The sequence below is a fragment of the Phytopseudomonas punonensis genome, from assembly GCF_900142655.1.
GTDB lineage: Bacteria > Pseudomonadota > Gammaproteobacteria > Pseudomonadales > Pseudomonadaceae > Aquipseudomonas > Aquipseudomonas punonensis.
The window spans coordinates 842421-862161 of the sequence record NZ_FRBQ01000001.1; the positions used below are offsets into that span (position 1 = coordinate 842421).

At 60.2% G+C, this 19741-nt stretch carries 21 protein-coding genes and 2 pseudogenes; 19 read left to right on the top strand and 4 right to left on the bottom strand.

The window, feature by feature from the left end; genetic code table 11:
* The first annotated feature begins 60 nt into the window (after nucleotides 1–60).
* From BUC40_RS03765 to BUC40_RS03785, 6 genes and pseudogenes are all read left to right on the top strand, one after another.
* On the top strand, nucleotides 61–1734 hold the full coding sequence (locus BUC40_RS03765; RefSeq protein WP_167369133.1) for an ATP-dependent nuclease: 1674 nt from the start codon (nucleotides 61–63) through the stop codon (nucleotides 1732–1734).
* Nucleotides 1735–1874: 140 nt separating this feature from the next.
* Complete coding sequence (locus BUC40_RS22615; RefSeq protein ID WP_139272104.1) at nucleotides 1875–2498, top strand: hypothetical protein; 624 nt, start codon at nucleotides 1875–1877, stop codon at nucleotides 2496–2498.
* 94 nt (nucleotides 2499–2592) lie between these two features.
* Complete coding sequence (locus tag BUC40_RS03770) at nucleotides 2593–3087, top strand: hypothetical protein (protein ID WP_073262738.1); 495 nt, start codon at nucleotides 2593–2595, stop codon at nucleotides 3085–3087.
* A gap of 159 nt (nucleotides 3088–3246) precedes the next feature.
* Nucleotides 3247–3453: pseudogene (locus BUC40_RS03775) on the top strand (hypothetical protein); the annotation flags it as partial.
* A gap of 103 nt (nucleotides 3454–3556) precedes the next feature.
* Complete coding sequence (locus BUC40_RS03780; RefSeq protein WP_073262740.1) at nucleotides 3557–3970, top strand: GFA family protein; 414 nt, start codon at nucleotides 3557–3559, stop codon at nucleotides 3968–3970.
* Nucleotides 3971–4050: 80 nt separating this feature from the next.
* Nucleotides 4051–4509 (top strand): hypothetical protein, encoded by a 459-nt coding sequence (locus tag BUC40_RS03785; protein WP_073262742.1) that lies wholly within the window; start codon nucleotides 4051–4053, stop codon nucleotides 4507–4509.
* Nucleotides 4510–4696: 187 nt separating this feature from the next.
* On the opposite strand, the gene BUC40_RS03790 is transcribed toward BUC40_RS03785, so the two are convergent.
* Nucleotides 4697–5014, bottom strand: coding sequence for a CcdB family protein (locus BUC40_RS03790; RefSeq protein ID WP_073262744.1), 318 nt, complete (start codon nucleotides 5012–5014; stop codon nucleotides 4697–4699).
* Nucleotides 5014–5259 (bottom strand): type II toxin-antitoxin system CcdA family antitoxin, encoded by a 246-nt coding sequence (locus BUC40_RS03795; protein ID WP_073262745.1) that lies wholly within the window; start codon nucleotides 5257–5259, stop codon nucleotides 5014–5016. The genes BUC40_RS03790 and BUC40_RS03795 overlap by 1 nt, the downstream gene beginning before the upstream one ends.
* A gap of 179 nt (nucleotides 5260–5438) precedes the next feature.
* Here BUC40_RS03795 and BUC40_RS03800 point away from each other — a divergent pair, with 179 nt between their 5' ends.
* Both BUC40_RS03800 and BUC40_RS03805 read left to right on the top strand, forming a co-directional pair.
* Nucleotides 5439–7640 (top strand): OsmC domain/YcaO domain-containing protein, encoded by a 2202-nt coding sequence (locus tag BUC40_RS03800; RefSeq protein ID WP_073262747.1) that lies wholly within the window; start codon nucleotides 5439–5441, stop codon nucleotides 7638–7640.
* A gap of 246 nt (nucleotides 7641–7886) precedes the next feature.
* Nucleotides 7887–8111: pseudogene (locus BUC40_RS03805) on the top strand (FtsB/FtsL family cell division protein); the annotation flags it as partial.
* A 149-nt stretch (nucleotides 8112–8260) separates the two neighbouring features.
* Here BUC40_RS03805 and BUC40_RS03810 read toward each other — a convergent pair.
* Nucleotides 8261–9715 carry an alpha/beta hydrolase gene (locus BUC40_RS03810; protein WP_073262749.1) on the bottom strand — a complete coding sequence of 485 codons (1455 nt, stop codon included), beginning with the start codon at nucleotides 9713–9715 and terminating at the stop codon, nucleotides 8261–8263.
* Between the two features lie 164 nt (nucleotides 9716–9879).
* Here BUC40_RS03810 and trxC point away from each other — a divergent pair, with 164 nt between their 5' ends.
* Both trxC and BUC40_RS03820 read left to right on the top strand, forming a co-directional pair.
* Nucleotides 9880–10314, top strand: a complete 435-nt coding sequence (gene trxC, locus BUC40_RS03815; protein ID WP_073262751.1) for a thioredoxin TrxC — start codon at nucleotides 9880–9882, stop codon at nucleotides 10312–10314.
* Nucleotides 10315–10430: 116 nt separating this feature from the next.
* Nucleotides 10431–11228 (top strand): universal stress protein, encoded by a 798-nt coding sequence (locus tag BUC40_RS03820; RefSeq protein WP_073262753.1) that lies wholly within the window; start codon nucleotides 10431–10433, stop codon nucleotides 11226–11228.
* A 94-nt stretch (nucleotides 11229–11322) separates the two neighbouring features.
* On the opposite strand, the gene BUC40_RS03825 is transcribed toward BUC40_RS03820, so the two are convergent.
* Entirely contained in the window at nucleotides 11323–12093 is a 771-nt protein-coding gene (locus BUC40_RS03825; RefSeq protein ID WP_073262755.1) for a ParA family protein, read from the bottom strand.
* A 233-nt stretch (nucleotides 12094–12326) separates the two neighbouring features.
* Between BUC40_RS03825 and BUC40_RS03830 the strand changes: the two genes are divergently transcribed.
* From BUC40_RS03830 to BUC40_RS03870, 9 genes are read left to right on the top strand one after another with little or no spacing between them, the layout of a single operon-like run.
* Nucleotides 12327–13040, top strand: a complete 714-nt coding sequence (locus BUC40_RS03830) for a beta-ketoacyl synthase chain length factor (protein WP_073262757.1) — start codon at nucleotides 12327–12329, stop codon at nucleotides 13038–13040.
* Nucleotides 13013–13822 carry a lysophospholipid acyltransferase family protein gene (locus BUC40_RS03835; RefSeq protein ID WP_208605737.1) on the top strand — a complete coding sequence of 270 codons (810 nt, stop codon included), beginning with the start codon at nucleotides 13013–13015 and terminating at the stop codon, nucleotides 13820–13822. Before BUC40_RS03830 ends, BUC40_RS03835 begins: the two co-directional genes overlap by 28 nt.
* Nucleotides 13803–14063 carry a phosphopantetheine-binding protein gene (locus tag BUC40_RS03840; protein WP_073262758.1) on the top strand — a complete coding sequence of 87 codons (261 nt, stop codon included), beginning with the start codon at nucleotides 13803–13805 and terminating at the stop codon, nucleotides 14061–14063. The genes BUC40_RS03835 and BUC40_RS03840 overlap by 20 nt, the downstream gene beginning before the upstream one ends.
* Nucleotides 14064–14074: 11 nt before the next feature.
* The gene (locus BUC40_RS03845) at nucleotides 14075–14332 is read left to right on the top strand and encodes an acyl carrier protein (RefSeq protein ID WP_027903856.1); all 258 of its coding nucleotides are present in this window, start codon (nucleotides 14075–14077) and stop codon (nucleotides 14330–14332) included.
* Nucleotides 14329–14874, top strand: coding sequence for a COG4648 family protein (locus BUC40_RS03850; protein WP_073262760.1), 546 nt, complete (start codon nucleotides 14329–14331; stop codon nucleotides 14872–14874). Before BUC40_RS03845 ends, BUC40_RS03850 begins: the two co-directional genes overlap by 4 nt.
* Entirely contained in the window at nucleotides 14871–16529 is a 1659-nt protein-coding gene (locus tag BUC40_RS03855; protein ID WP_073262762.1) for an acyl-CoA synthetase family protein, read from the top strand. The genes BUC40_RS03850 and BUC40_RS03855 overlap by 4 nt, the downstream gene beginning before the upstream one ends.
* Nucleotides 16526–17275, top strand: a complete 750-nt coding sequence (locus BUC40_RS03860; protein WP_073262764.1) for a glycosyltransferase family 2 protein — start codon at nucleotides 16526–16528, stop codon at nucleotides 17273–17275. The genes BUC40_RS03855 and BUC40_RS03860 overlap by 4 nt, the downstream gene beginning before the upstream one ends.
* Entirely contained in the window at nucleotides 17275–18210 is a 936-nt protein-coding gene (locus BUC40_RS03865; protein WP_073262766.1) for an LpxL/LpxP family acyltransferase, read from the top strand. The genes BUC40_RS03860 and BUC40_RS03865 overlap by 1 nt, the downstream gene beginning before the upstream one ends.
* The gene (locus BUC40_RS03870; RefSeq protein ID WP_073262768.1) at nucleotides 18191–19732 is read left to right on the top strand and encodes an HAL/PAL/TAL family ammonia-lyase; all 1542 of its coding nucleotides are present in this window, start codon (nucleotides 18191–18193) and stop codon (nucleotides 19730–19732) included. The genes BUC40_RS03865 and BUC40_RS03870 overlap by 20 nt, the downstream gene beginning before the upstream one ends.
* The last annotated feature ends 9 nt before the right edge of the window (nucleotides 19733–19741 follow it).

Here is a 19741-nt window from a genome sequence, read left to right on the forward strand (position 1 = left end):
TGTGCCTGCCATCGTACAGATCACCACAGAAAAAATAGACAAGAGCGGAGCTCACCAAAAGTGTCGAAAAAACCTTCAGCATCAATAGCGAAACTAGTGTTCTCAGGTGGCAGCGAATTTTCGCTTGATCCAAAAGAAAAGATAATCCTAGTTGGACCCAACAATAGTGGAAAGTCACAATCGCTTCGCGAAATATTGTCTCTCAGTCAAAATGAAAATAAAGAGCGACCCTTAGTAATGGCGAGGGTAGATATCTCAAAGGAAGGTAACGCAGCTGATCTCCGCGACTTCTTAGAGAATAAAGGGAGCTTTGTGAAAGGGGCATATCGTTACGAAGATTGGACAATCCAAGAAAATTATCTCCAATTTTGGAGCCAGCCGTATCTTATCCATGGTTTGGTGCATGGTTTTATAAAGAAGATTGCCGCTGATGATCGATTGAAAATATGCGCGCAACAGAGCAGCATAGCGCCAGGTGATCAAAAGTCGAAGCCACAGCACATTTTGTATGACGACGAGGCGCTAATGACCAAAATTAGTGCGCTATTTAAACGTGCATTTGGCAAGGAAATCATGTTTGATTTCCGCGGAGGAAGTCACCTTCCAATTCATGTAGGAGAGCTTCCAACAGTCGAAGTTGGCGTTGATCGCGTTAGCAACTCTTATGTTATGGCCGTCCGAGAAAACCCTCTTCTTGACAAGCAAGGTGATGGAATGAAGAGCTATGCAGGCATCTTATTTGAAGCCGTTGTGGCTAACCGAGATGTCACTTTGATTGATGAGCCCGAAGCATTTTTGCATCCACCACAAATGCGTCGCTTGGGTGAGACGCTCGCTGCTGAAGTTAGTGGGCAACTGATAGTGGCAACACATAGCAGCGACATCATGCGCGGTTTTTTGGAGGGGACAAAAGGCAACGTGCGGATTTTGCGTATCCGTCGCGAAGGAGACGTCAATCTAGTGTCTGAAGCGGCCCCGGCAGTTATCAAAGAGCTATGGGAAAAGCCCGAACTCCGCTACTCCAATGCGCTCGAAGGTATTTTTCACGAACAAACAATAATTTGTGAGGATGACAGCGACTGTCGGTTGATCAACTCCGTTGCGGACCACCTGTCAACTAACGCTGCCCAACAATGGCAAGACACTGCATATGTGCCCACAGGGGGAAAACATGGCATCCCGAAAGTTGCTGTGGTTTTGCGCAAAATCGGTGTGCCGGTCAAAGCGGTTTTTGATATCGACTTCTTGGCCGAGCGTAGCTTAGTCGAGTCCACTGTCGAAGCGTTTGGCGGTCGATGGGATGAAGTAGAACCGTTATGGACGCGCGTGGATGCTGCGGTGCGAAGCGGAATTAAGGCAAAAACAATAGCCGAAATAAAGCAAGATATCGTAGGAATACTGGGAAAGGCTGGCGATGGCAATCTTCCTAAAGGAGACGTTATCGAAGCGATGAAGCAAGGCAAACCTTGGACGGAAGTAAAAAAATACGGTACGCGTGGAATTCCGAAAGGAGATGCTCAGCAGGACTACAATTATCTTCGAGACAAATTAGAGGCGATTGGAATATTCTTAGTTCCAGTTGGCGAAATTGAAAGTTTCTGTCCGGAAATTGGTTCGCACGGGCCAAAGTTTGTAACCAAGTTACTGTCTAGTGTTTCACTTGGTGACGAGCGGCTCAGCGAGCTTCGTACCTTCGTAGAAAGAGTCCACAAAGGACATCACTGCAAGCTATGAGCCTAAACTAACTTCATACTATTGAAACGGCGCTGTGAAGTCTAACATGGCGCTCAACCTCGCTCCTTCAGTCGCTGGACGCTGCGCAATAAAGCCACGCAGCGCCGGTTAGTTCTGAGTTAGACACAAGGAAGAAGTCTGTGGAAATCGAAACAACAGTTAAAATAATCACAGTTATATTCGGAATTATTGGGGCAGCAAAAGTAATATTTGACCTATCCGCAGGAAGCAAAGTAAAGCTCCGCGATGAATATCGATTTGCTAAAGAATTCTTAAGAGACTTAACCCAGGAACCGAAGCTTCATCCATTAGCAATTGAAAAAGGCTATTACGCAGTAGCAGGCACAGCCTCAATCAAAAGCAAAGAGATTGAATATATTCTTTCGCTTGAAAACCCCGGCAGATGCTTAAAAGATTACACTCTTTCTAGAAAGTATCTAGAACACCTAGGCGAAAATGAGAGCACTAAAATTGATTTCGCAAATAAATATAAAAAGCCGTGGGCTAGAACCTGGCGAAAAGCCGCATACATCATAATTTATGTTTTAGGCGGCTTTACTGCAATGTCTCCGTTCCTGCTACAGCAGCTTCTAAATTCCGAAACAAAGCAGGTTCTTATATTTTCCGCAATAACAATCCCCACTTTCGGCTTCTTTGCTTTCGACTCTCTCCGTTCATTCATTAAAATATATCGCGCAGAGTCTCTTGTTGAAAATCAAAATAAACATACAAAACTTATACTAGTCGAGCGGCGCTCTGCGTAACCTTATGTCTAACTACTGGTTCAAGTCGCTCGCCGGGACGGGCTAAAGCCCGCCCTTTAACCAAACGTTAGGCAACTCCACAGGAAATCGCAGCATGGTTACAACTCTTGAGATCATTGACTCCGCAATAAAAATTGGTCTAGGCGCTATTATTAGCGGAATAACGATGTTCGTCGTGACCAATAAAAATCAAAGGCATGAGCTTTTCAAAATGGCTCGTGACGATAGAAAAAATCTTTTGAGAGAAATCTCAAGCAAACTCGAAGAAGCCTCAGCAGCTCTCAACCGAGGCATTCACAGTTACTCAGGCATAAACGGCGACAACCCAGACGGCCTAAAATTAATACTCGAATCATATATCACTATAAATCAGGCCAAAGCTATAGCCTCTCTATCTGGCGCAAACAAATTATTCAAAGAAGTTGAGATTTACTCAAACTCTGTGCTCGATTTATATCTATATACTCGCGATAACCGAGACTTAGACAGCGACAAGGCAAACGATCTAGTTCTAAAAATGAATACATCTTGGGAAAAAATGCACCCATTGCTAGCAGAGGCTTACGAAGCTGTAGTCAAGTCCGCCTAACAAGTATATATAAACTCTCCCCACAAGTAGTGAGCAACGCTTTTCTTATGCACCTGTAGCTAGCGCGATTGCATTCGTATATCCGGCCTCTGAAAATCGATAGGGTCAAAGTCGTTGATTGCGCTTCCCAGAATCAGTCACTTTGACCCTACAAATTGCGTACACGCGGTCAACCCGCTCGACGTGCTACGCAACTACTTCGCCCAGGAAGCTCTCGCTGCTGCCGCCGAAGCGGGCGATTACGAGCCAGTGCGTGAACTGCATAAGGTGCTGAACCGCCCATTCGACGAGCAGCCGGGCAAGGAGCATTACGCGCAGCGGCCGCTGGACTGGGGCAAGCATCTGTCGATCCGCTGTTCGTCCTGAGTGCAGGCAAAGCCCGGGCAAACGCAGCAGCGGCATGCCCTTTCCATGCTCACCCGGTAAACAGCAGAATCGACCTCATTGCCTCAGCCCACAGGTGACCATCATGAAAGTCCACGGTAGCTGCCACTGCGACGCCATCGCCTTCGTTGCAGAAACGGATCCGCAACTGACCAGCGTGTGCCATTGCCACGACTGCCAGAAGCTCACCGGCACGGCGTTTCGGGTTTCCACGCCAGCGCTGCCCGGTACGTTCGCCCTGCTGCGCGGCACGCCCAAGGTGTATGTGAAAGTGGCAGAAAGCGGTTCGCGTCGCGCCCAGGCGTTTTGTGGTGACTGCGGTTCGCAGCTGTTCACCTATGATGCCGACAACCCGACCGCCTATGGCCTGCGCGTAGGTGTGCTAGCCGAGTCGCAGCAACTGCAGCCGACCTGGCAAAAGTGGTGCGAAGCGGCGCTGCCTTGGGTGCAGGATTTGTCGGTGTTGGAAAAAGCACCGCGCAACGACCGTCAACGCTGAACCCCGCACGTAAAGACAGATCGAGCAGTGAGCCCCGATCAGAACCGTTTGCTTTGCCACCCCTTGAAACAGGTCGACCCATGCAAACCCATCAGCTCACCCTGTTCGCCGACTACCACCAGTTCTACCTACAGGATGAAGCAGCCGCCGGTGACCTGTCCCAAGCCTGGAGCACCGAAGCCGTCGAACGGATGCTGGCCGTGGCCGATGGCGTCGTGGGTATCGGTACGTTGCGCAATATGGACGTTGCCGTGACGCTCGAAATCCTCGCGCAACCGCCAAGCGCCGATACCACCGGCTCTGATCACGTTGTCGAAGGCTCGCTCGATGCGCGCAGCGGCACCCTGGTGGTCGCTGGCTGTACGGATTATTTCCCGGACGCAGCGCGCTTCGCCCTAGCCCCGGGCACTTACCGGGTTCGACTGTCGATTTCCGGCGCCGACACGCTCTCCGAGGATGGTCTCGACGGAGAGGATCACTACCTTGTGCAGCTATGGCAGGCACCGTTGGCCGAGCCGGCGGTACTCAAGCAAGGCTGACAATCAACGCGGTAAGACGGAATTAGCCCGTAGGATGGATTAGCGGAGCGTAATCCATCGCTTACCGCGAACCGACTATATCCGCTGATAGGCAGAACGCTTCGCCTCGTGAGGAGCGTTGTGATGTCACTTCTTTCGGCGGATTACGCCTGCGGCTAATACGCCCTACACCTCGGGACAAGGTTGCTCAAATACCGGTTATGAGCAGATCGAGCGCCGCGATGATTGCATCACGCTGCGCAGTTAAATCCGCAACCATGGCACCCAGCTGTTTTTTGGCAATACCAGCCATTTGCGGCGTCATCATCACGTAGGGCTCCCCCCCAATTTCAAACTGCGGAGTGAGGGTTCTCAGCACTTTTCCCTGCATGGCGCTGGCTGCATAGAGTGGCACGACAACCCGCGTACCCAGTTCCGCGAGCAGGTCGCTCTGCACATCGAGGAGCAGCGGCACGGCGGCCCTGGTGGCAGAATTGAGGTTTCTATAAACGGCAAACTGCGCCATCAGAAGCTCCGCAATTCGTCGCTGAACACGCCATTGGACTCTACATGCTCATTGTAGGCAGCGATGGCCTGACGGTTGTCTGCCAGCCATTGCTCACGCTGCTTTTCCTTTAGCGCCTGGGCCAAGGCCTTCTCCAGCGTGGCGGAGAGGTTGATGTTGAGCGACTTGGCCTTGCTGAGCAGATCTTCATTGATGCGAAGGTTAGCGGCTCGTTTGGGGGCATTGAGATCGTATGAAGGCAGCATGAGAGTTTCCTTGCCAGGTAATGCGCACAATCTATGCGTATAGAAATTCTTGGTAAAGCGGCTTTTCGAGGTATTCAGCCAAGGGGCCGCCACTCAGCCGCCATCCAGGCTCCGCACGAGACTTCCCCGCGAAAACCCGGATAATGCCGGCCATTCGTTTTGCTTGCCGGTGCCGCTCCATGGAAATCAAGGTCAATTTTCTCGACAACCTTCGCCTCGAAGCCAAATTCGACGACTTCACGGTGATCGCCGATCAGCCGATTCGCTACAAGGGCGATGGCTCGGCGCCGGGGCCGTTCGACTATTTCCTGGCCTCCTCGGCGCTGTGCGCGGCGTACTTCGTCAAGCTGTACTGCCAGACGCGGGATATCCCCACCGAGAACATTCGCCTGTCGCAGAACAACATCGTCGACCCGGAGAACCGCTACGCGCAGATCTTCAAGATCCAGGTAGAACTGCCGGCGGACATTTCCGAGAAGGATCGCCTGGGGATTCTGCGCTCCATCGACCGCTGCACCGTGAAGAAAGTGGTGCAGCAAGGCCCCGAGTTCATCATCGAGGAAGTCGACAACCTCGACGCCGACGCCCAGGCACTGCTGATGCCGGTGTCCGACACCACCACCTACATCCCGGGCAAGGATCTGCCGCTGGAGCAGACCATCGCCAACATGTCGGGCATCCTCGCGGATCTCGGGATGAAGATCGAGATCGCCTCCTGGCGCAATATCGTGCCCAACGTCTGGTCGCTGCATATCCGTGATGCGCAGTCACCTATGTGCTTCACCAACGGCAAGGGTTCGACCAAGGAAAGCGCCCTGGCCTCGGCGCTTGGCGAGTTCATTGAGCGGCTGAACTGCAATTTCTTTTACAACGACCAGTTCTGGGGCGAGGACATCGCGGCAGCAGAGTTCGTGCATTACCCGAACGAGCGCTGGTTCAAGCCGGGCCCGAAGGATGCGCTGCCCGAGGAAATCCTCGACGAGCATTGCCTGGCCATCTACAACCCGGACGGCGAGCTGCGCGGCTCGCACCTGTACGACACCAACTCGGGCAACACGCTGCGCGGCATCTGCTCGCTGCCGTTCGTGCGCCAGAGCGATGGTGAGACGGTGTATTTCCCGTCCAATCTGATCGAGAACCTGTACCTGTCCAACGGCATGAGCGCTGGCAACACCCTGGCCGAAGCCCAGGTGCAGTGCCTGTCGGAAATCTTCGAGCGGGCGGTGAAGCGCGAAATCCTCGAAGGCGAGCTGTGCCTGCCGGATGTGCCGCAGGAGGTGCTGGCCAAGTACCCGGGCATCGTCGCCGGCATCCAGGGCCTGGAGGAGCAAGGCTTCCCGGTGCTGGTGAAGGATGCCTCGCTGGGCGGTGAATTCCCGGTGATGTGCGTGACCCTGATGAACCCGCGTACCGGCGGTGTGTTCGCCTCCTTCGGCGCGCACCCAAGCCTGGAAGTGGCGCTGGAGCGCAGCCTCACCGAGCTGTTGCAGGGGCGCAGCTTCGAAGGCCTCAACGACCTGCCGCAGCCGACCTTCGACAGCCTGGCGCTGACCGAGCCGAACAACTTCGTCGAACATTTCATCGACTCCAGCGGTGTGGTGTCCTGGCGCTTCTTCGGCGCCAAGGCGGACTTCGAGTTCGTCGAGTGGGACTTCTCCGGCGAGGGTGCAGATTCCAATGAACAGGAAGCCGCGACGCTGTTCGGCATCCTCGAAGACCTGGGCAAGGAAGTCTACGTAGCCACCTACGATGACCTCGGCGTCAACGCCTGCCGCATTCTGGTGCCTGGCTATTCGGAGATCTATCCGGTCGAAGATCTGGTCTGGGACAACACCAACAAGGCGCTGCTGTTCCGCAAGGACATCCTCAATCTGCACACGCTCAGCGACCGCGAGCTCAAGTCGCTGCTGCGCAACCTCAATAACACCGAGGTCGACGACTACACCGACATCAGCACGCTTATCGGCATAGAGTTCGACGACAACACGGTGTGGGGCCAGCTGACCATTCTTGAGCTGAAGCTGCTGATTCACCTGGCGCTGAAGAAGTACGACGACGCCAAGGAGCTGGTCGAGGCCTTCCTGCAATACAACGACAACACCGTCGAGCGCGGCCTGTTCTATCAGGCGGTGAATGCCGTGCTGGAAATTCAGCTGGAGGATGACCTGGAGCTGAGCAACTTCGAGCACAACCTGCGGCGCATGTTCGGCAACGAGCGCATGGACGCAGCCATCGGCTCGGTAGCCGGCAGCTTACGCTTCCATGGCCTGACGCCGACCAGCATGCAACTCGAAGGGCTCGACCGTCACCTGCGCCTGGTCGATAGCTACAAGAAGCTGCATGCGGCACGCGCCAAGGCAGCGGGCCTGAGCAGCAACTAGCTACAACCCGCAGCGGCAACGGGAAAGCACCTTCGGGTGCTTTCTGCGTTTTTGCGCCGCTGAAAAGTCGCTACAAGAACGGTGCGAGGCGTTCACAGACAGCGCAGGCGTGTGGCGGGTACGCATCATCGTGACGCGAAATCGCGCGCACCGTGCAAGCGCGACAGGCCAGGGTATGCCTCACTTGCGTGGCCAGACCAACAAGAACCCATAGAGGATAAGCTGGACTGGGCCATGCTCGGCTTCACCAGCCTGCTCGCCCTGGTCTTCGGGGTAGTGATAGCCCTAATCTGCGTGGCCCTGTACCGCGACCTGCGCAAGGGCCCGATGATGCTGCGCGACCTGCGCGGCACCGAACTGATCGAGAAAGCGGTGCTCTACGGCGCGGTGAAACACGGCGAAGAGTTCTATTTCGTGGTCAAGGAGAAGAAGGACAAGGGTGAGGCGGACGAGAGCAAGCCAAGCGCCTGATGGCGCAGCTGCAAACATTGGCGGCGGCCGCTAAGGCTGGCCGAAGTTACGGAAACTGAGGCAGCAGATTAACTGTGGGAGCGGGCCATGCCCGCGAATTCGCGCGCATGGCGCGCTCCCACAGGAGATCGCATTTCTCCCTCAATCAGCTAATTCCCCCGCAATCCCCCATGCTCGCGCAGCCGCTCGATCATGTACGGGTAGAAGGGATTGGAAGTCACCCGCTGCAGCGCCTCCATGCTCACCAGCAACACGCCGCGCTCACCACGAATGGACAGCGCGCCGAGGTGCACGCCGTAATCTTCCGGCTCGTCAGGCTGCAAGCCATACAGCGAGTCGCTCATCGGGAATGGCAAAGCAACGTGGGACAGCGAAAACACCTCACGGGGAAAGGCCAGGCCGATGGGTGTGAGCTGTTCCTCGGTGGCGCCCGCCTCGGTGGTCCGTGCCGCGGCGTCCAGGGTTTGCGGTGAAACGTTGCCGATCAGCGTGGTGCGATAACGCCGTGGTGCCACGGGCAGCAAGTCGCCTGGCGATTTGGCGTGAGCGCCGAGCAGCGGGCCGAAGTCGACGAAACGATTGAGATCGAACAGCACCAGTTCGCTGCCGTTATCAGGCAGGTGCTCATACAGCGCATCGACCACCGCCGGCGTGCTCACGGTGTAATCGACCAACGACTGGAAGGTCAGCACCGGCGCCAACTCCCCTAGGGCATTACGCCCAGCCAGAACGGCGATCTGCTCCTGTAGAGCGGTGGTGAACAAGTACGACTGCCGCGCGGCATTGAGGGCGAAGGAGTTGTACTTGAACGGGTTGTACTCGGGCAGCACGTCCAGCCAGGCCGCTTTTGCGAACGCCGGGAATACCGCAGGCAGCCCAGCCAACCCAGCGAAGCGGGCGTAACCGGCGACGCCGATCATCGGCGAAATCAGGGTCAGCCTCGTCGGCCGGGCCAGCTGATCGTTGCCCAGTGCGTCCAACGCATACTTGAGCGCCAGGCCACCGCCAGCGGAGTAGCCGACCAATTGCAGCTCGTCGCCAGGCTCGATCAGCCGCTTGGCCTCGCGCACCGCCAGGCGGGTAGCGGCCAGCCAGTCCTGCCAGGCCACACTGGTCAGCGCGCCAGGCGTGGTGCCATGGCCGGGCAGGCGCAGGCCTATCACCACGAAGCCGGCATCCCGATACAGCCCGGCGATGTGTCGCAGGCTGTAGGGTGAGTCGGTCAGCCCGTGCAGCATCACCGCGGCGCCCTTCGGTTTGCCCTCGGGCTCCAGCACGTAAGAGCGGTTCCAGTCCCACTCGAAGCGCGAGGCGTTGAGCGGGCTGTCGGCAAAATAGCGGTTGTCTGGCACACGCTCGGCATCGTCCAGGCGCTGGTAGACCTTGGCAGGCAACGCCGCGAACAGCGCCTGCTCGGCAAGCAGATAATCCTGCCAGGTGGCAGCATCGAGTTCGTCGGCACTTAGCTCGCGCGGCACGAAGGTATGCCACGGGCCAAGATCGGGCTTGTTATGGGCGTCATAGATGCGCAGGGCGAAAAAGGTCAGCGCGATCACCGCCACCACCAGGCCGCCCAGGCGCATCCATTTTTTCACCGCCGTCATCACTGCCACTCCAGAACTGCAAACGGCCCATCATAACGCTCGTGCGCCAATAACGCTGGTGCCGTCCGGCATAACGAATTGAAGCAGAGAGGTTTTGCCGGCGCCTTGCGATGGCGTGCCACAGCCCATAGGCTTCGGCCATGCAAACCTATTCGGAGCCCGCAATGAGTGACTCAGCGATTATCCCCTGCCCCAGCTGCAGCAGCCTTAACCGCATTCCCACCGCCCGCCTGCGCGAAGCGCCGCGCTGCGGCCACTGCAAAGCCGAGGTGCTGCCAGGTGCGCCTTTCGAACTCGGCCAGGGCAACTTCAGCGCGCAGCTCAAAGGCGATCTGCCGCTACTGGTCGATGTATGGGCAGCCTGGTGCGGGCCGTGCCGCAGCTTTGCGCCAACCTTCAGCCAAGCCGCGGGCGAGCTGCGTACCCGCTGCCGCCTGGGCAAGCTGGATAGCGAAGCCCATCAACAACTTTCCGCGCAGTTGGGCATCCGGTCGATTCCGAGCCTGATCCTGTTCCGCGACGGCAAGGAAGTGGCCCGGCAGAGCGGCGCCCTGCCCCTGCCCCAATTGCTTGCCTGGCTCAATAGCCAGGGCGTCTAGGGCTAAGCGAGCGAGCCGGCTGACACCTGACCTTGCCACAGGTCAAAAAGCCGACTAATCCATGGAGGGACTATGCGGGCGAGAGCGCCCGGATGGATAGCACGGCGGGAGGCGCCATGTTCAAGCACATACTGATCGCCCATGACCTGCGCAGCACCGCCGACCTGGCGCTGCGCCGAGCCGCCCAACTGGCGCAGCAACATGGCGCGCGCCTGAGCGTGCTGCATGTGCTCGACCCGACCCAGAGCGAGCAGGCCCATGATCAGGCCCGGCAGGTGCTGGATAAGAGCATCAGCGGGTTCGCGCCGCCGGACAGCACCCTGCAGCTGCGCAGTGGCAAACCTTCGGAAGTGGTGCTTCAGCACCTGCAAGAAGGCGATTACGACCTGCTGGTGCTTGGCGGGCATCTTGAGCGTCACGAGTTCTTCTCCGGCACCAGCCTCGACCGCATATCCCGCAATTGCCCGGTGCCGCTGTTGCTGGTCGCTCATTCGAGTCCCGGCCCGTATAAGCAGGCCGTAGCCGCTATCGACTTCTCGCTGTGCGCCTGTAGCGCGCTGGCGGGCGCTTACCGATTGCTGGCAGAAGGCGCAGAGCTGCATGCGGTGCATGTTTTTGAACCGGCCAAGGGCAGCCGCGAACAGGTCGACAGCCAATTGCAGATTCAGCAGGCGCTGATCGATCAGTTGCTAAAGGATGAAGCGCAAAAGCTGCCGCCAAATGGCCCGACCATTAGCCATGCGGTGCATCAGGGCGGCATATTGCGCTGCCTGCAGGAGCAGCTCAGAGACCGTAACAGCGATCTGCTGGTACTCGGCAGCCATGGCCGCGGCGCCCTGAGCCAGGCGCTGCTCGGCAGCCTGGCCCAGCATTTTCTGCACAAGGCGCCGTGCGACGTGTTTGTGGTGCGTTGATACGGCCCCAGGTATCGCTGCGCTCAACGCCGGGCTACCGAAAGGATAAGGCCGTAGCCTGCGGTTGAGCGTAGCGATACCCAGGAATATGCAATCAGCCGCGCTGCAGCAGGTCGTGCAACTCGACGTATTGCTGCGTCAGCTTGTGGCGCGGGTCGAGGAAGATCAGCGGCGTGCAGGCCTGGTGCGATTCGCGCATCTTCACCGAGCTCATCAGGTTGACCGGCAATACCGGCAGCCCCTCGGCGACCAGCTCGTCCAGCAGCTGCTGCGGAAGCGAGGCGCGCGGTTGGAACTGGTTGACCACGATGCCCTCCACCTGCAGCGCCTCGTTGTGATCTTCCTTCAACTCCTCGATCTCGCGCAGCAGGCCGTACAGCGCATTGCGCGAAAAGGTGTCGCAATCGAAGGGAATCAGCACGCGATCAGCGGAGATCAATGCTGAAACGGTATAGAAATTCAGCGCTGGCGGGGTATCGAGGTAGATCTGCTCGTAATCTTCGGAGAGGTCTTCGAGCAGTTTGCGCAGCTTGTTGATCTTGTGCTTCTGCTCCAGCTTGGGCTGCAGCTCGGCCAACTCGGCCGTAGCGGTGATCACGTGCAGGTTGTCGAAGGGCGTTTCGTAGATATCCACCTTGCCCTTCTTGGCGAACGGCCCGCTGGACAGCGTCTGCTTGAAGAAGTCGGCGATGCCCATGGGAATGTCGTCGCCGGTCAGCCCCGTGAGGTAGTGAGAAGAGTTGGCCTGTGCATCGAGATCCACCAGCAGCGTTCGATAACCTTGCGAAGCGCTGACTGCCGCCAGATTGCAGGCGATGCTGGACTTGCCTACCCCACCTTTCTGATTGAAAACCACGCGCCTCATCCGAACCTCCTCTTCAACTAGTACATTGATACTAGGCAAAACTTGATGACATTCACGAGAACCAAGCGAAACGGGTCATCCATCAGAAAATCGCTACTTAATGTTTGCGAGCCCTAGTTAACCCCCGGATAATGCCACGCGCAGCATCGCTCCCCATCGACAAGGCTCTTGTCGCACAGGACAGTCGTACAGACAAGGAAATGCCCGGCGGGCCAAGCAGAGTTTCAGTAGAAATGCAGTTCAGGATCGATCAATGGCGTGCCTGGGCCCCCGGCCTGGACAGTACGGATGACTGGCTCGCCTGGAGCAAGGCGCCCGAACGCCTGCACGATAGTGGCGAGCAGCCCGATGTCAGCTTCCTGCCGGCCATGCAGCGCCGCCGCCTGAGCCGCCTGGCGCGCATGGTATTCCAGGTTGCCTGGCCATTGGCCGAGGGCCACACCGCACTGCCGCTGGTGTTCGCTTCGCGGCACGGTGAAACGCCGCGCAACCTGGCCATTCTCAAAGACCTTGCAGCTAAAGAGCCGCTATCGCCGACGCAGTTCAGCCTTTCTGTGCACAACGCGATCATCGGTCAGTGGTCGATCATGCGCGGCGACACCAGCGAAATGACCGCCCTGGCCGGCGCAGAAGATGGCCTGGAAATGGCCATGCTCGAGGCGCTGACCTTTCTGGCTGACGGTGCGCCCGCAGTATTGCTGGTGATCGGCGAGGAAGCGCAGCCAGAGCCCTACGCCCCGTTCATCGATGACGTACCGTTCCCTTACGCACTTGCCCTGCTGCTGACGCCCGGCGATGACTGGAGCCTGCAGCTACAAACGGCCGCTGGCGAGCGTTCGCCCTGGCCGCACCCGTTGAGCCTGATCCAAAGCCTGTGCACGCAGAGCACCTCCCTCCAACACACGTGGAAAGAGCGCCAATGGACCTGGTCACGCAAAAGTCTGTAAAGCGCTACAGCCCGCCGTACCTGTGGCGGCTGATCGCCACAGCGGCGAGCTTCACCCTGTTCGGTATCGGCGGTGTGCTGCTGCGCGTGCTGATATTTCCGGTACTGTCGCTGCTGCCCGGTGACGCTGCCGCCCATCAGCGGCGCGCTCGGCGCGTGGTCAGCCTGACCTTTCGCAGCTTCGTTGAATTCATGTACCGCAGCGGCGTACTCACCTATGAAGTCGAAGGCGCCGAACGCCTCGGCCGCCCGGGGCAGATGATCATCGCCAACCATCCGTCGCTGATCGACGTGGTGGTGACCATCGCCTTCACCCGCGACACCAACTGCGTGGTCAAGCAGAGCCTGTGGGACAATCCCTGCATGCGCGGGCCGATCCGCTCGGCGGGCTACATCAGCAACAGCGGCAGCATGGACATGCTCGACGAGGCCGCCGGCGCACTGCAGCAAGGCCAGACCCTGGTGATCTTCCCGGAAGGCACACGCACCACGCCCGGCTGCCCGCCCGAGTTCCATCGCGGCGCCGCGGCCATCGCGTTGCGCGGTGCCCGTGTGATTACCCCGGTGGTGATCAGCGTCTCACCTACCACGCTGACCAAGGCCGAGCCCTGGTACCGCATTCCTGCGCGGCGTTTTCACATTCACTTGCGTGTGGGCGAAGACATCGACCCTGCGCAATTCAACGCCATGGGCGCGGCGCCGGTTGCGTCGCGCAAACTCAACGATCATCTACATCAGCATTTCATAAAGGAGCTCGCCAAAGATGAGCGCTCTGCAGCTTGAGATCAAAAACCTGATCATCGACTCTCTCGGCCTCGAGGACGTCACGCCTCAGGATATCGACGACGATCTGACCCTGTTCGGCGAAGGCCTCGGCCTGGATTCGGTCGATGCCCTGGAGCTCGGCCTGGCGATCCAGAAGCGTTTTGGCATCAAGATCGACGCCGAAGCCAAGGACACCCGCACCCATTTCGCCAACGTCGCCAGCCTCGCTGCCTTCGTTGCCAGCCGCCAGGCCGCTTGAGGACAATGACCATGCAAACCCGTGAGGAAATCTTCGCCACCTTGCGCGACGCCCTGGTGGAGCTGTTCGAACTGAGCCCCGAGCGCATCAGCCTGGACGCCAACCTCTACGAAGATCTGGAAATCGACAGCATCGACGCCGTCGATCTGATCGACCACATCAAACGTCAGACCGGCAAGAAGATTGCCGCCGAAGCGTTCAAAACCGTACGCACCGTCGGTGACGTGGTCGAAGCGGTGTACCAGATGGTCAACGCGGAACCGGCATGAGCCGTCTGTTCGGCCTGTTGGTCGCGCTGGTTAGCGTGGCCTACCCGTTCGCCGTGTACTTCGGCGCCGGCCACCTGTCGCCAACGCTGTTTGCCGCGCTGCTTGGCGGCCTGTGGCTGGCGCGGCTGCTGAGCAACCCGCGTGACCGCAACAGCCAGCGCATGACTGGCGCGGTGCTGGTGTTCTGCTTGTTGCTGGTGCTCGCCGATGAGCCAGCGCTGCTGCGCTGGTACCCGGTGCTGGTCAGCGTAGCGCTTGGCCTGCTGTTCGCCAGCAGCCTGAAGATCGGCATGCCGATGGCCGAACGCCTGGCACGCCTGCGCGAGCCCGAGCTGCCCGACGTCGCCGTGCGTTACACCCGCCGCGTCACCGAAGTGTGGGCCGTGTTCATGCTCACAAACGGCCTGCTGGTGGTGGCGCTTAACCTGTGGGCGCCACTGTCGTGGTGGGCGCTGTATACCGGACTGATTTCCTACCTCCTGATGGGCCTGCTATTCGCCGGCGAATGGTTGGTGCGTCAACGTGTAAGGAGATTTGCATGACCTGGCTGAGCCTTGAAAACCTGCTGCTAGAGGCGGACGCCAGCCGCCAGGTAACCCCTGAGCTGAACCACGCCGAGCTCTGCCAGCGTGCTCTCAGCCTCGCGGCCTATTGGCAGGCCAAGGGCGTCAGGCGCGTAGCCCTGCACCTGGAAGATGCCGCCGAGCTGGCCATCGCCCTGCTCGCCGCCTGGCAGGCCGATATCCATGTGCTGTTGCCGGCCGATGCCCAGCCGCAAACCCGTCAGCGCCAGGGCGCTCAGGTCGACCTATGGCTGGAGCGACTCGACGAGTCGATGGCCGCCGCGCCGCTGACCGCCAAAGCGCTCGACCGTAAGCGCTGCCGCCTGACCCTGTGCACCTCCGGCTCCAGCGGCGAACCCAAGCTAATCGACAAGAGCCTCGGCCAACTAGCCAACGAGGTACAAGCGCTGGAAGCGCTATGGGGCGAACGCCTCGGCGATGCGCTAATCATTGGCAGCGTGGCTGCCCAACACATTTACGGCCTGCTGTTCCGTGTGCTCTGGCCGATTTGCGCCGGCCGCGTGTTCCTGCCAAAGGCCCAGCCGTTCCCGGAAGACCTGCAACTGACCAGCCTGCCGCACCTGCACTTCGCCTGGATCACCAGCCCGGCGCTACTCAAGCGCATGGGCGACAACCTCGACTGGGCGGCGCTGAGCCGGGTGCGCAAGGTGTTCTCCTCCGGCGGCGCGCTGCCGGCCGACGCCGCCGCCTCGGTGCAAGGGCGCCTGGGCCAGTGGCCGACAGAAATCTACGGCAGCTCGGAAACTGGCGGCATTGGTTGGCGGGAGGGCGGCGAAAAGTGGCAGCCATTCGCTGACGTAAGGCTTGAGCTGAACGAAGAAGGTGCCCTGCGCCTGACCTCGTCCTACCTGCCCGCCGGCCACTGCGAGCAGATGGCCGACGCCGCGCAGATCGACGCCGATGGCCGTTTCACCCTCGGCGCGCGTCTGGATCGCATCGTCAAACTCGAAGAAAAACGTATTTCCCTGCCCCTGCTCGAACAGGCTCTGGCCTTGCACGAGTGGGTGAGCGAGGCGCGCCTGGGCGTGCTGCAGCAAGGCCGCGCCTTTCTCGGCGCACTGGTTGCGCTTTCGCCGGCAGGCCTGCACGCGCTGCGTAATCAGGGTCGTCGGCACATTACCGAAGGCCTGCGCCAGCACCTGGCCGGCCACTGCGAAGCCATCGCCCTGCCACGCCGCTGGCGCCTGCTGGCGCACCTGCCTTACAGCAGCCAGGGCAAGCTCGGCCAAGCCCAGGTCAACGACCTGCTGGCCGCCGCCCGCCCGACTCGCGTCGAGCCGGCGAGCGCCCGTGAAGAAAACGGCGAGTGGCACCTGGTGCTGGACGTACCGCTGGACCTGGCGCACTTCAGCGGCCACTTCCCGGGTACGCCAGTGCTGCCGGGCGTGGTGCAGATCGACTGGGCGCAGCAACTGGCTCGCACCCTGATCACCGACTTGCCGCCGCTGTTCGGCGGCATGGAAGTGCTCAAGTTCCAGCAGCTGGTACGCCCAGGCGACCGCCTGCAGCTGACCCTGCGTTTCGATGCCGAGCGCCACAAGCTGTACTTCACCTTCCGCAACGGCGAGGCCAACTGCTCGTCCGGCCGCATCCTGCTCAAGGCGGCGCCATGAGCCAGGCGGCAAGCGATCATCGCCCTTGCGCGCTGATCCCCGTGTACAACCATGAAGGCCCGCTGCCCGGTGTGGTGGCGAGTTTGCTGGCCGCCGGTTTGCCGTGCGTACTGGTCGACGACGCCTCCGGGCCGACCTGCGCGGCAGTGATCGATCGCCTCGCCGGCGAGGCCGACACCTATCTGCTGCGCCTGCCGGAAAATCAGGGCAAGGGCGGCGCGGTGATGGCCGGTCTGCGTGAAGCGCAGCGTCTGGGCTTCACCCATGCGCTACAGGTGGACGCCGACGGCCAGCACGACCTGCAGGCAGTGCAGACGTTTCTCGGCGAATCCCGCGCGCACCCCGACGCGATCATTTGCGGCTACCCACAATACGACGCCAGCGTGCCCAAGGGCCGCCTCTACGCGCGCTACCTGACCCACGTGTGGGTGTGGATCAACAGCCTGTCGTTTGAGATCCGCGACTCCATGTGCGGCTTCCGGGTCTACCCGCTGGCCGCCTGCGTGGCGCTGATCGACTCGGCAAAACTCGGTAAACGCATGGATTTCGATTCGGAAATTCTCGTGCGCCTGTCCTGGCGCGGCCAGCCGATGCGCTGGCTGCCAACCCGCGTGCACTACCCAGAAGACGGCGTTTCGCACTTTCGCCTCTGGCAGGACAACGTGCTGATCTCGAAAATGCACACCCGGCTGTTCTTCGGCATGCTCTGCCGCGCGCCCGTGCTGCTGTACCGGCGGTGGCGTTGATGGATCGGAGCAAACACTGGGCCGGCCAGCGCGAGCGCGGCAGTTTCGCGGCGATGAAATTCACCGCCCTGGCGTCGCGTTACCTCGGCCGCCGGGCATTGACCCCGTTGCTGTACCTGATCGTCGCCTACTTCTTCCTGTTCGGCGCGAAAGCGCGGCTCAGCATTCGTCAGTACCAGCACAACCTGGCGACCTGGAGCACGCGCCCCGAGCTGCGCCCGACCCACCGCTCGGTGTTCGCCCAATTCATGGCGTTCGCCGACAGCCTGCTGGACAAGCTCGACGTCTGGAGTGACCGCCTACATTTCCGCGACATCGAGCTGATCGATCCCCATGGCCTGCACGGGCAGATGAGCGGCACGCGCGGGCAGATGCTGGTCGGCGCTCACCTCGGCAACCTGGAAGTGTGCCGCGCTCTCGCCGAGCTCAGCGCCCAGGTGCGCATGAACGTGCTGGTGCACACCCGCCACGCCGAGCAGTTCAATCGCCTGCTCAAGGAAAGCGGCGCCAACAACCTGCGGCTGATTCAGGTCAGCGAGCTGGACCCGGCAGTGATGATGCGCCTGGCCGAGTATCTGGAACGCGGAGAGTGGCTGGCGATTGCCGGCGACCGCGTGCCACTGCATGGCGAGCGCACCGTCAACGTGGATTTTCTCGGTCACTCGGCGCCGCTGCCGCAAGGGCCCTGGCTACTGGCCGGGCTGCTGCAGTGCCCGGTCAACCTGATCGACTGCCTGAAGATCGACGGCCGCTATCAGGTCATGCTGCAACCCTTTACCGATGCCGTGGTGTGGACACGCCGCGAGCGTGAGGCGGTGATTCAGGGTTGGGCACAACGCTATGCCGACCACCTGGCCCAACGCTGTCTGCAAGCCCCGCAGCAGTGGTTCAACTTCTATCCGTTCTGGAACGACCATGACAACACAGCAGCCTGAAACCGTGACCTTCGGCGCGCAGCCGCTGCGTCTTGAGCAGATCGTCAACCTGGCCCAGCGCACCGCGCGCGGCGAGCTGGACAACAGTGCCGAGTGGCGCGACCGCATCGGCCGTGGCGCACGCTTCGTCGACAGCCTGCTCGACCGTGAAGGTATGATCTACGGCATCACCACCGGCTACGGCGACTCCTGCGTGGTGGCCGTACCGCTGCATCAGGTCGAGGCACTGCCGCGTCACCTGTACACCTTCCATGGTTGCGGCCTGGGCAAGCTGCTCGACGAGCAGGCCACCCGCGCCGTGCTGGCTGCGCGTTTGCAGTCGCTGTGCCAGGGCATGTCCGGCGTGCGCCTGGAACTGCTGGAGCGCCTGCAGGCGTTCATCGAATTTGATGTACTGCCGTTGATTCCGGAAGAAGGCTCGGTGGGCGCCAGCGGTGACCTGACGCCGCTCTCCTACATCGCCGCGACCCTGTGTGGCGAGCGTGAGGTCATGTACCGCGGCGAGCGCCGCAGCGCCGCTGACGTGCACGCCGAGCTGGGCTGGACGCCGCTGGTGCTGCGCCCCAAGGAAGCCCTGGCGCTGATGAACGGCACCGCGGTGATGACCGCCCTAGCCTGTCAGGCCTATTCCCGCGCCGATTACCTGCTCAAGCTGGCGACGCGCATCACCGCGCTCAACGTGATCGCCCTGCAGGGCAACCCGGAGCATTTCGACGAGCGCCTGTTCGCCGCCAAGCCGCACCCGGGCCAGAACCAGGTCGCCGCGTGGATTCGCCAGGACCTGGCCATCGACGCACCGACCGCGCCGCTGCACCGCCTGCAGGATCGTTACTCGATCCGCTGCGCGCCGCACGTGCTTGGCGTGCTGGCCGACAGCCTGGGCCTGCTGCGCCAATTCATCGAAACAGAGCTGAACAGTGCCAACGACAACCCGCTGATCGACCCGGATGAAGAGCGCGTGCTGCACGGCGGGCACTTCTACGGCGGGCATATTGCCTTCGCCATGGACAGCCTGAAGAACCTGATCGGCAACCTCGCCGACCTGCTCGACCGCCAGCTCGCCCTGCTGGTCGACACCCGCTACAACCACGGCCTGCCGAGCAACCTGTCCGGCGCGCCGGTGGAAACCGCGATGATCAATCACGGTTTCAAGGCCGTTCAGATCGGCGCCAGCGCCTGGACTGCCGAAGCCCTGAAAAACACCATGCCGGCGAGCGTGTTCTCGCGCTCCACCGAATGCCACAACCAGGACAAGGTGAGTATGGGCACCATCGCCGCCCGCGACGCCCTGCGCAGCCTGGAACTGGCCGAGCAGGTCGCCGCGGCCACGCTGCTGGCTGCCAACCAGGGCGTATGGCTGCGCCAGCGCGCCGAAACCACAGTGCTGCCGGCCGCCCTGGCCAAAATGCATGGGCAGATGGGCGAGGACTTCCCGCCGCTAATCGAGGATCGTGCCCTGGAAGGCGAACTGCGCCTGTGCCTGCAACGCATCCGCGCCCAGCACTGGAGCCTGTATGCGTAATTCGCGTCA

What these genes read in the sequence shown, in the direction of transcription:
- BUC40_RS03770 (WP_073262738.1), top strand. Translation starts at nt 2,593, where the DNA reads ATGGTTACAACTCTTGAGATCATTGACTCCGCAATAAAAATTGGTCTA.
- BUC40_RS03780 (WP_073262740.1), top strand. Translation starts at nt 3,557, where the DNA reads ATGAAAGTCCACGGTAGCTGCCACTGCGACGCCATCGCCTTCGTTGCA.
- BUC40_RS03785 (WP_073262742.1), top strand. Translation starts at nt 4,051, where the DNA reads ATGCAAACCCATCAGCTCACCCTGTTCGCCGACTACCACCAGTTCTAC.
- BUC40_RS03790 (WP_073262744.1), bottom strand. Translation starts at nt 5,014, where the DNA reads ATGGCGCAGTTTGCCGTTTATAGAAACCTCAATTCTGCCACCAGGGCC.
- BUC40_RS03795 (WP_073262745.1), bottom strand. Translation starts at nt 5,259, where the DNA reads ATGCTGCCTTCATACGATCTCAATGCCCCCAAACGAGCCGCTAACCTT.
- BUC40_RS03800 (WP_073262747.1), top strand. Translation starts at nt 5,439, where the DNA reads ATGGAAATCAAGGTCAATTTTCTCGACAACCTTCGCCTCGAAGCCAAA.
- BUC40_RS03810 (WP_073262749.1), bottom strand. Translation starts at nt 9,715, where the DNA reads ATGACGGCGGTGAAAAAATGGATGCGCCTGGGCGGCCTGGTGGTGGCG.
- trxC (WP_073262751.1), top strand. Translation starts at nt 9,880, where the DNA reads ATGAGTGACTCAGCGATTATCCCCTGCCCCAGCTGCAGCAGCCTTAAC.
- BUC40_RS03820 (WP_073262753.1), top strand. Translation starts at nt 10,431, where the DNA reads ATGTTCAAGCACATACTGATCGCCCATGACCTGCGCAGCACCGCCGAC.
- BUC40_RS03825 (WP_073262755.1), bottom strand. Translation starts at nt 12,093, where the DNA reads ATGAGGCGCGTGGTTTTCAATCAGAAAGGTGGGGTAGGCAAGTCCAGC.
- BUC40_RS03830 (WP_073262757.1), top strand. Translation starts at nt 12,327, where the DNA reads ATGCAGTTCAGGATCGATCAATGGCGTGCCTGGGCCCCCGGCCTGGAC.
- BUC40_RS03835 (WP_208605737.1), top strand. Translation starts at nt 13,013, where the DNA reads ATGGACCTGGTCACGCAAAAGTCTGTAAAGCGCTACAGCCCGCCGTAC.
- BUC40_RS03840 (WP_073262758.1), top strand. Translation starts at nt 13,803, where the DNA reads ATGAGCGCTCTGCAGCTTGAGATCAAAAACCTGATCATCGACTCTCTC.
- BUC40_RS03845 (WP_027903856.1), top strand. Translation starts at nt 14,075, where the DNA reads ATGCAAACCCGTGAGGAAATCTTCGCCACCTTGCGCGACGCCCTGGTG.
- BUC40_RS03850 (WP_073262760.1), top strand. Translation starts at nt 14,329, where the DNA reads ATGAGCCGTCTGTTCGGCCTGTTGGTCGCGCTGGTTAGCGTGGCCTAC.
- BUC40_RS03855 (WP_073262762.1), top strand. Translation starts at nt 14,871, where the DNA reads ATGACCTGGCTGAGCCTTGAAAACCTGCTGCTAGAGGCGGACGCCAGC.
- BUC40_RS03860 (WP_073262764.1), top strand. Translation starts at nt 16,526, where the DNA reads ATGAGCCAGGCGGCAAGCGATCATCGCCCTTGCGCGCTGATCCCCGTG.
- BUC40_RS03865 (WP_073262766.1), top strand. Translation starts at nt 17,275, where the DNA reads ATGGATCGGAGCAAACACTGGGCCGGCCAGCGCGAGCGCGGCAGTTTC.
- BUC40_RS03870 (WP_073262768.1), top strand. Translation starts at nt 18,191, where the DNA reads ATGACAACACAGCAGCCTGAAACCGTGACCTTCGGCGCGCAGCCGCTG.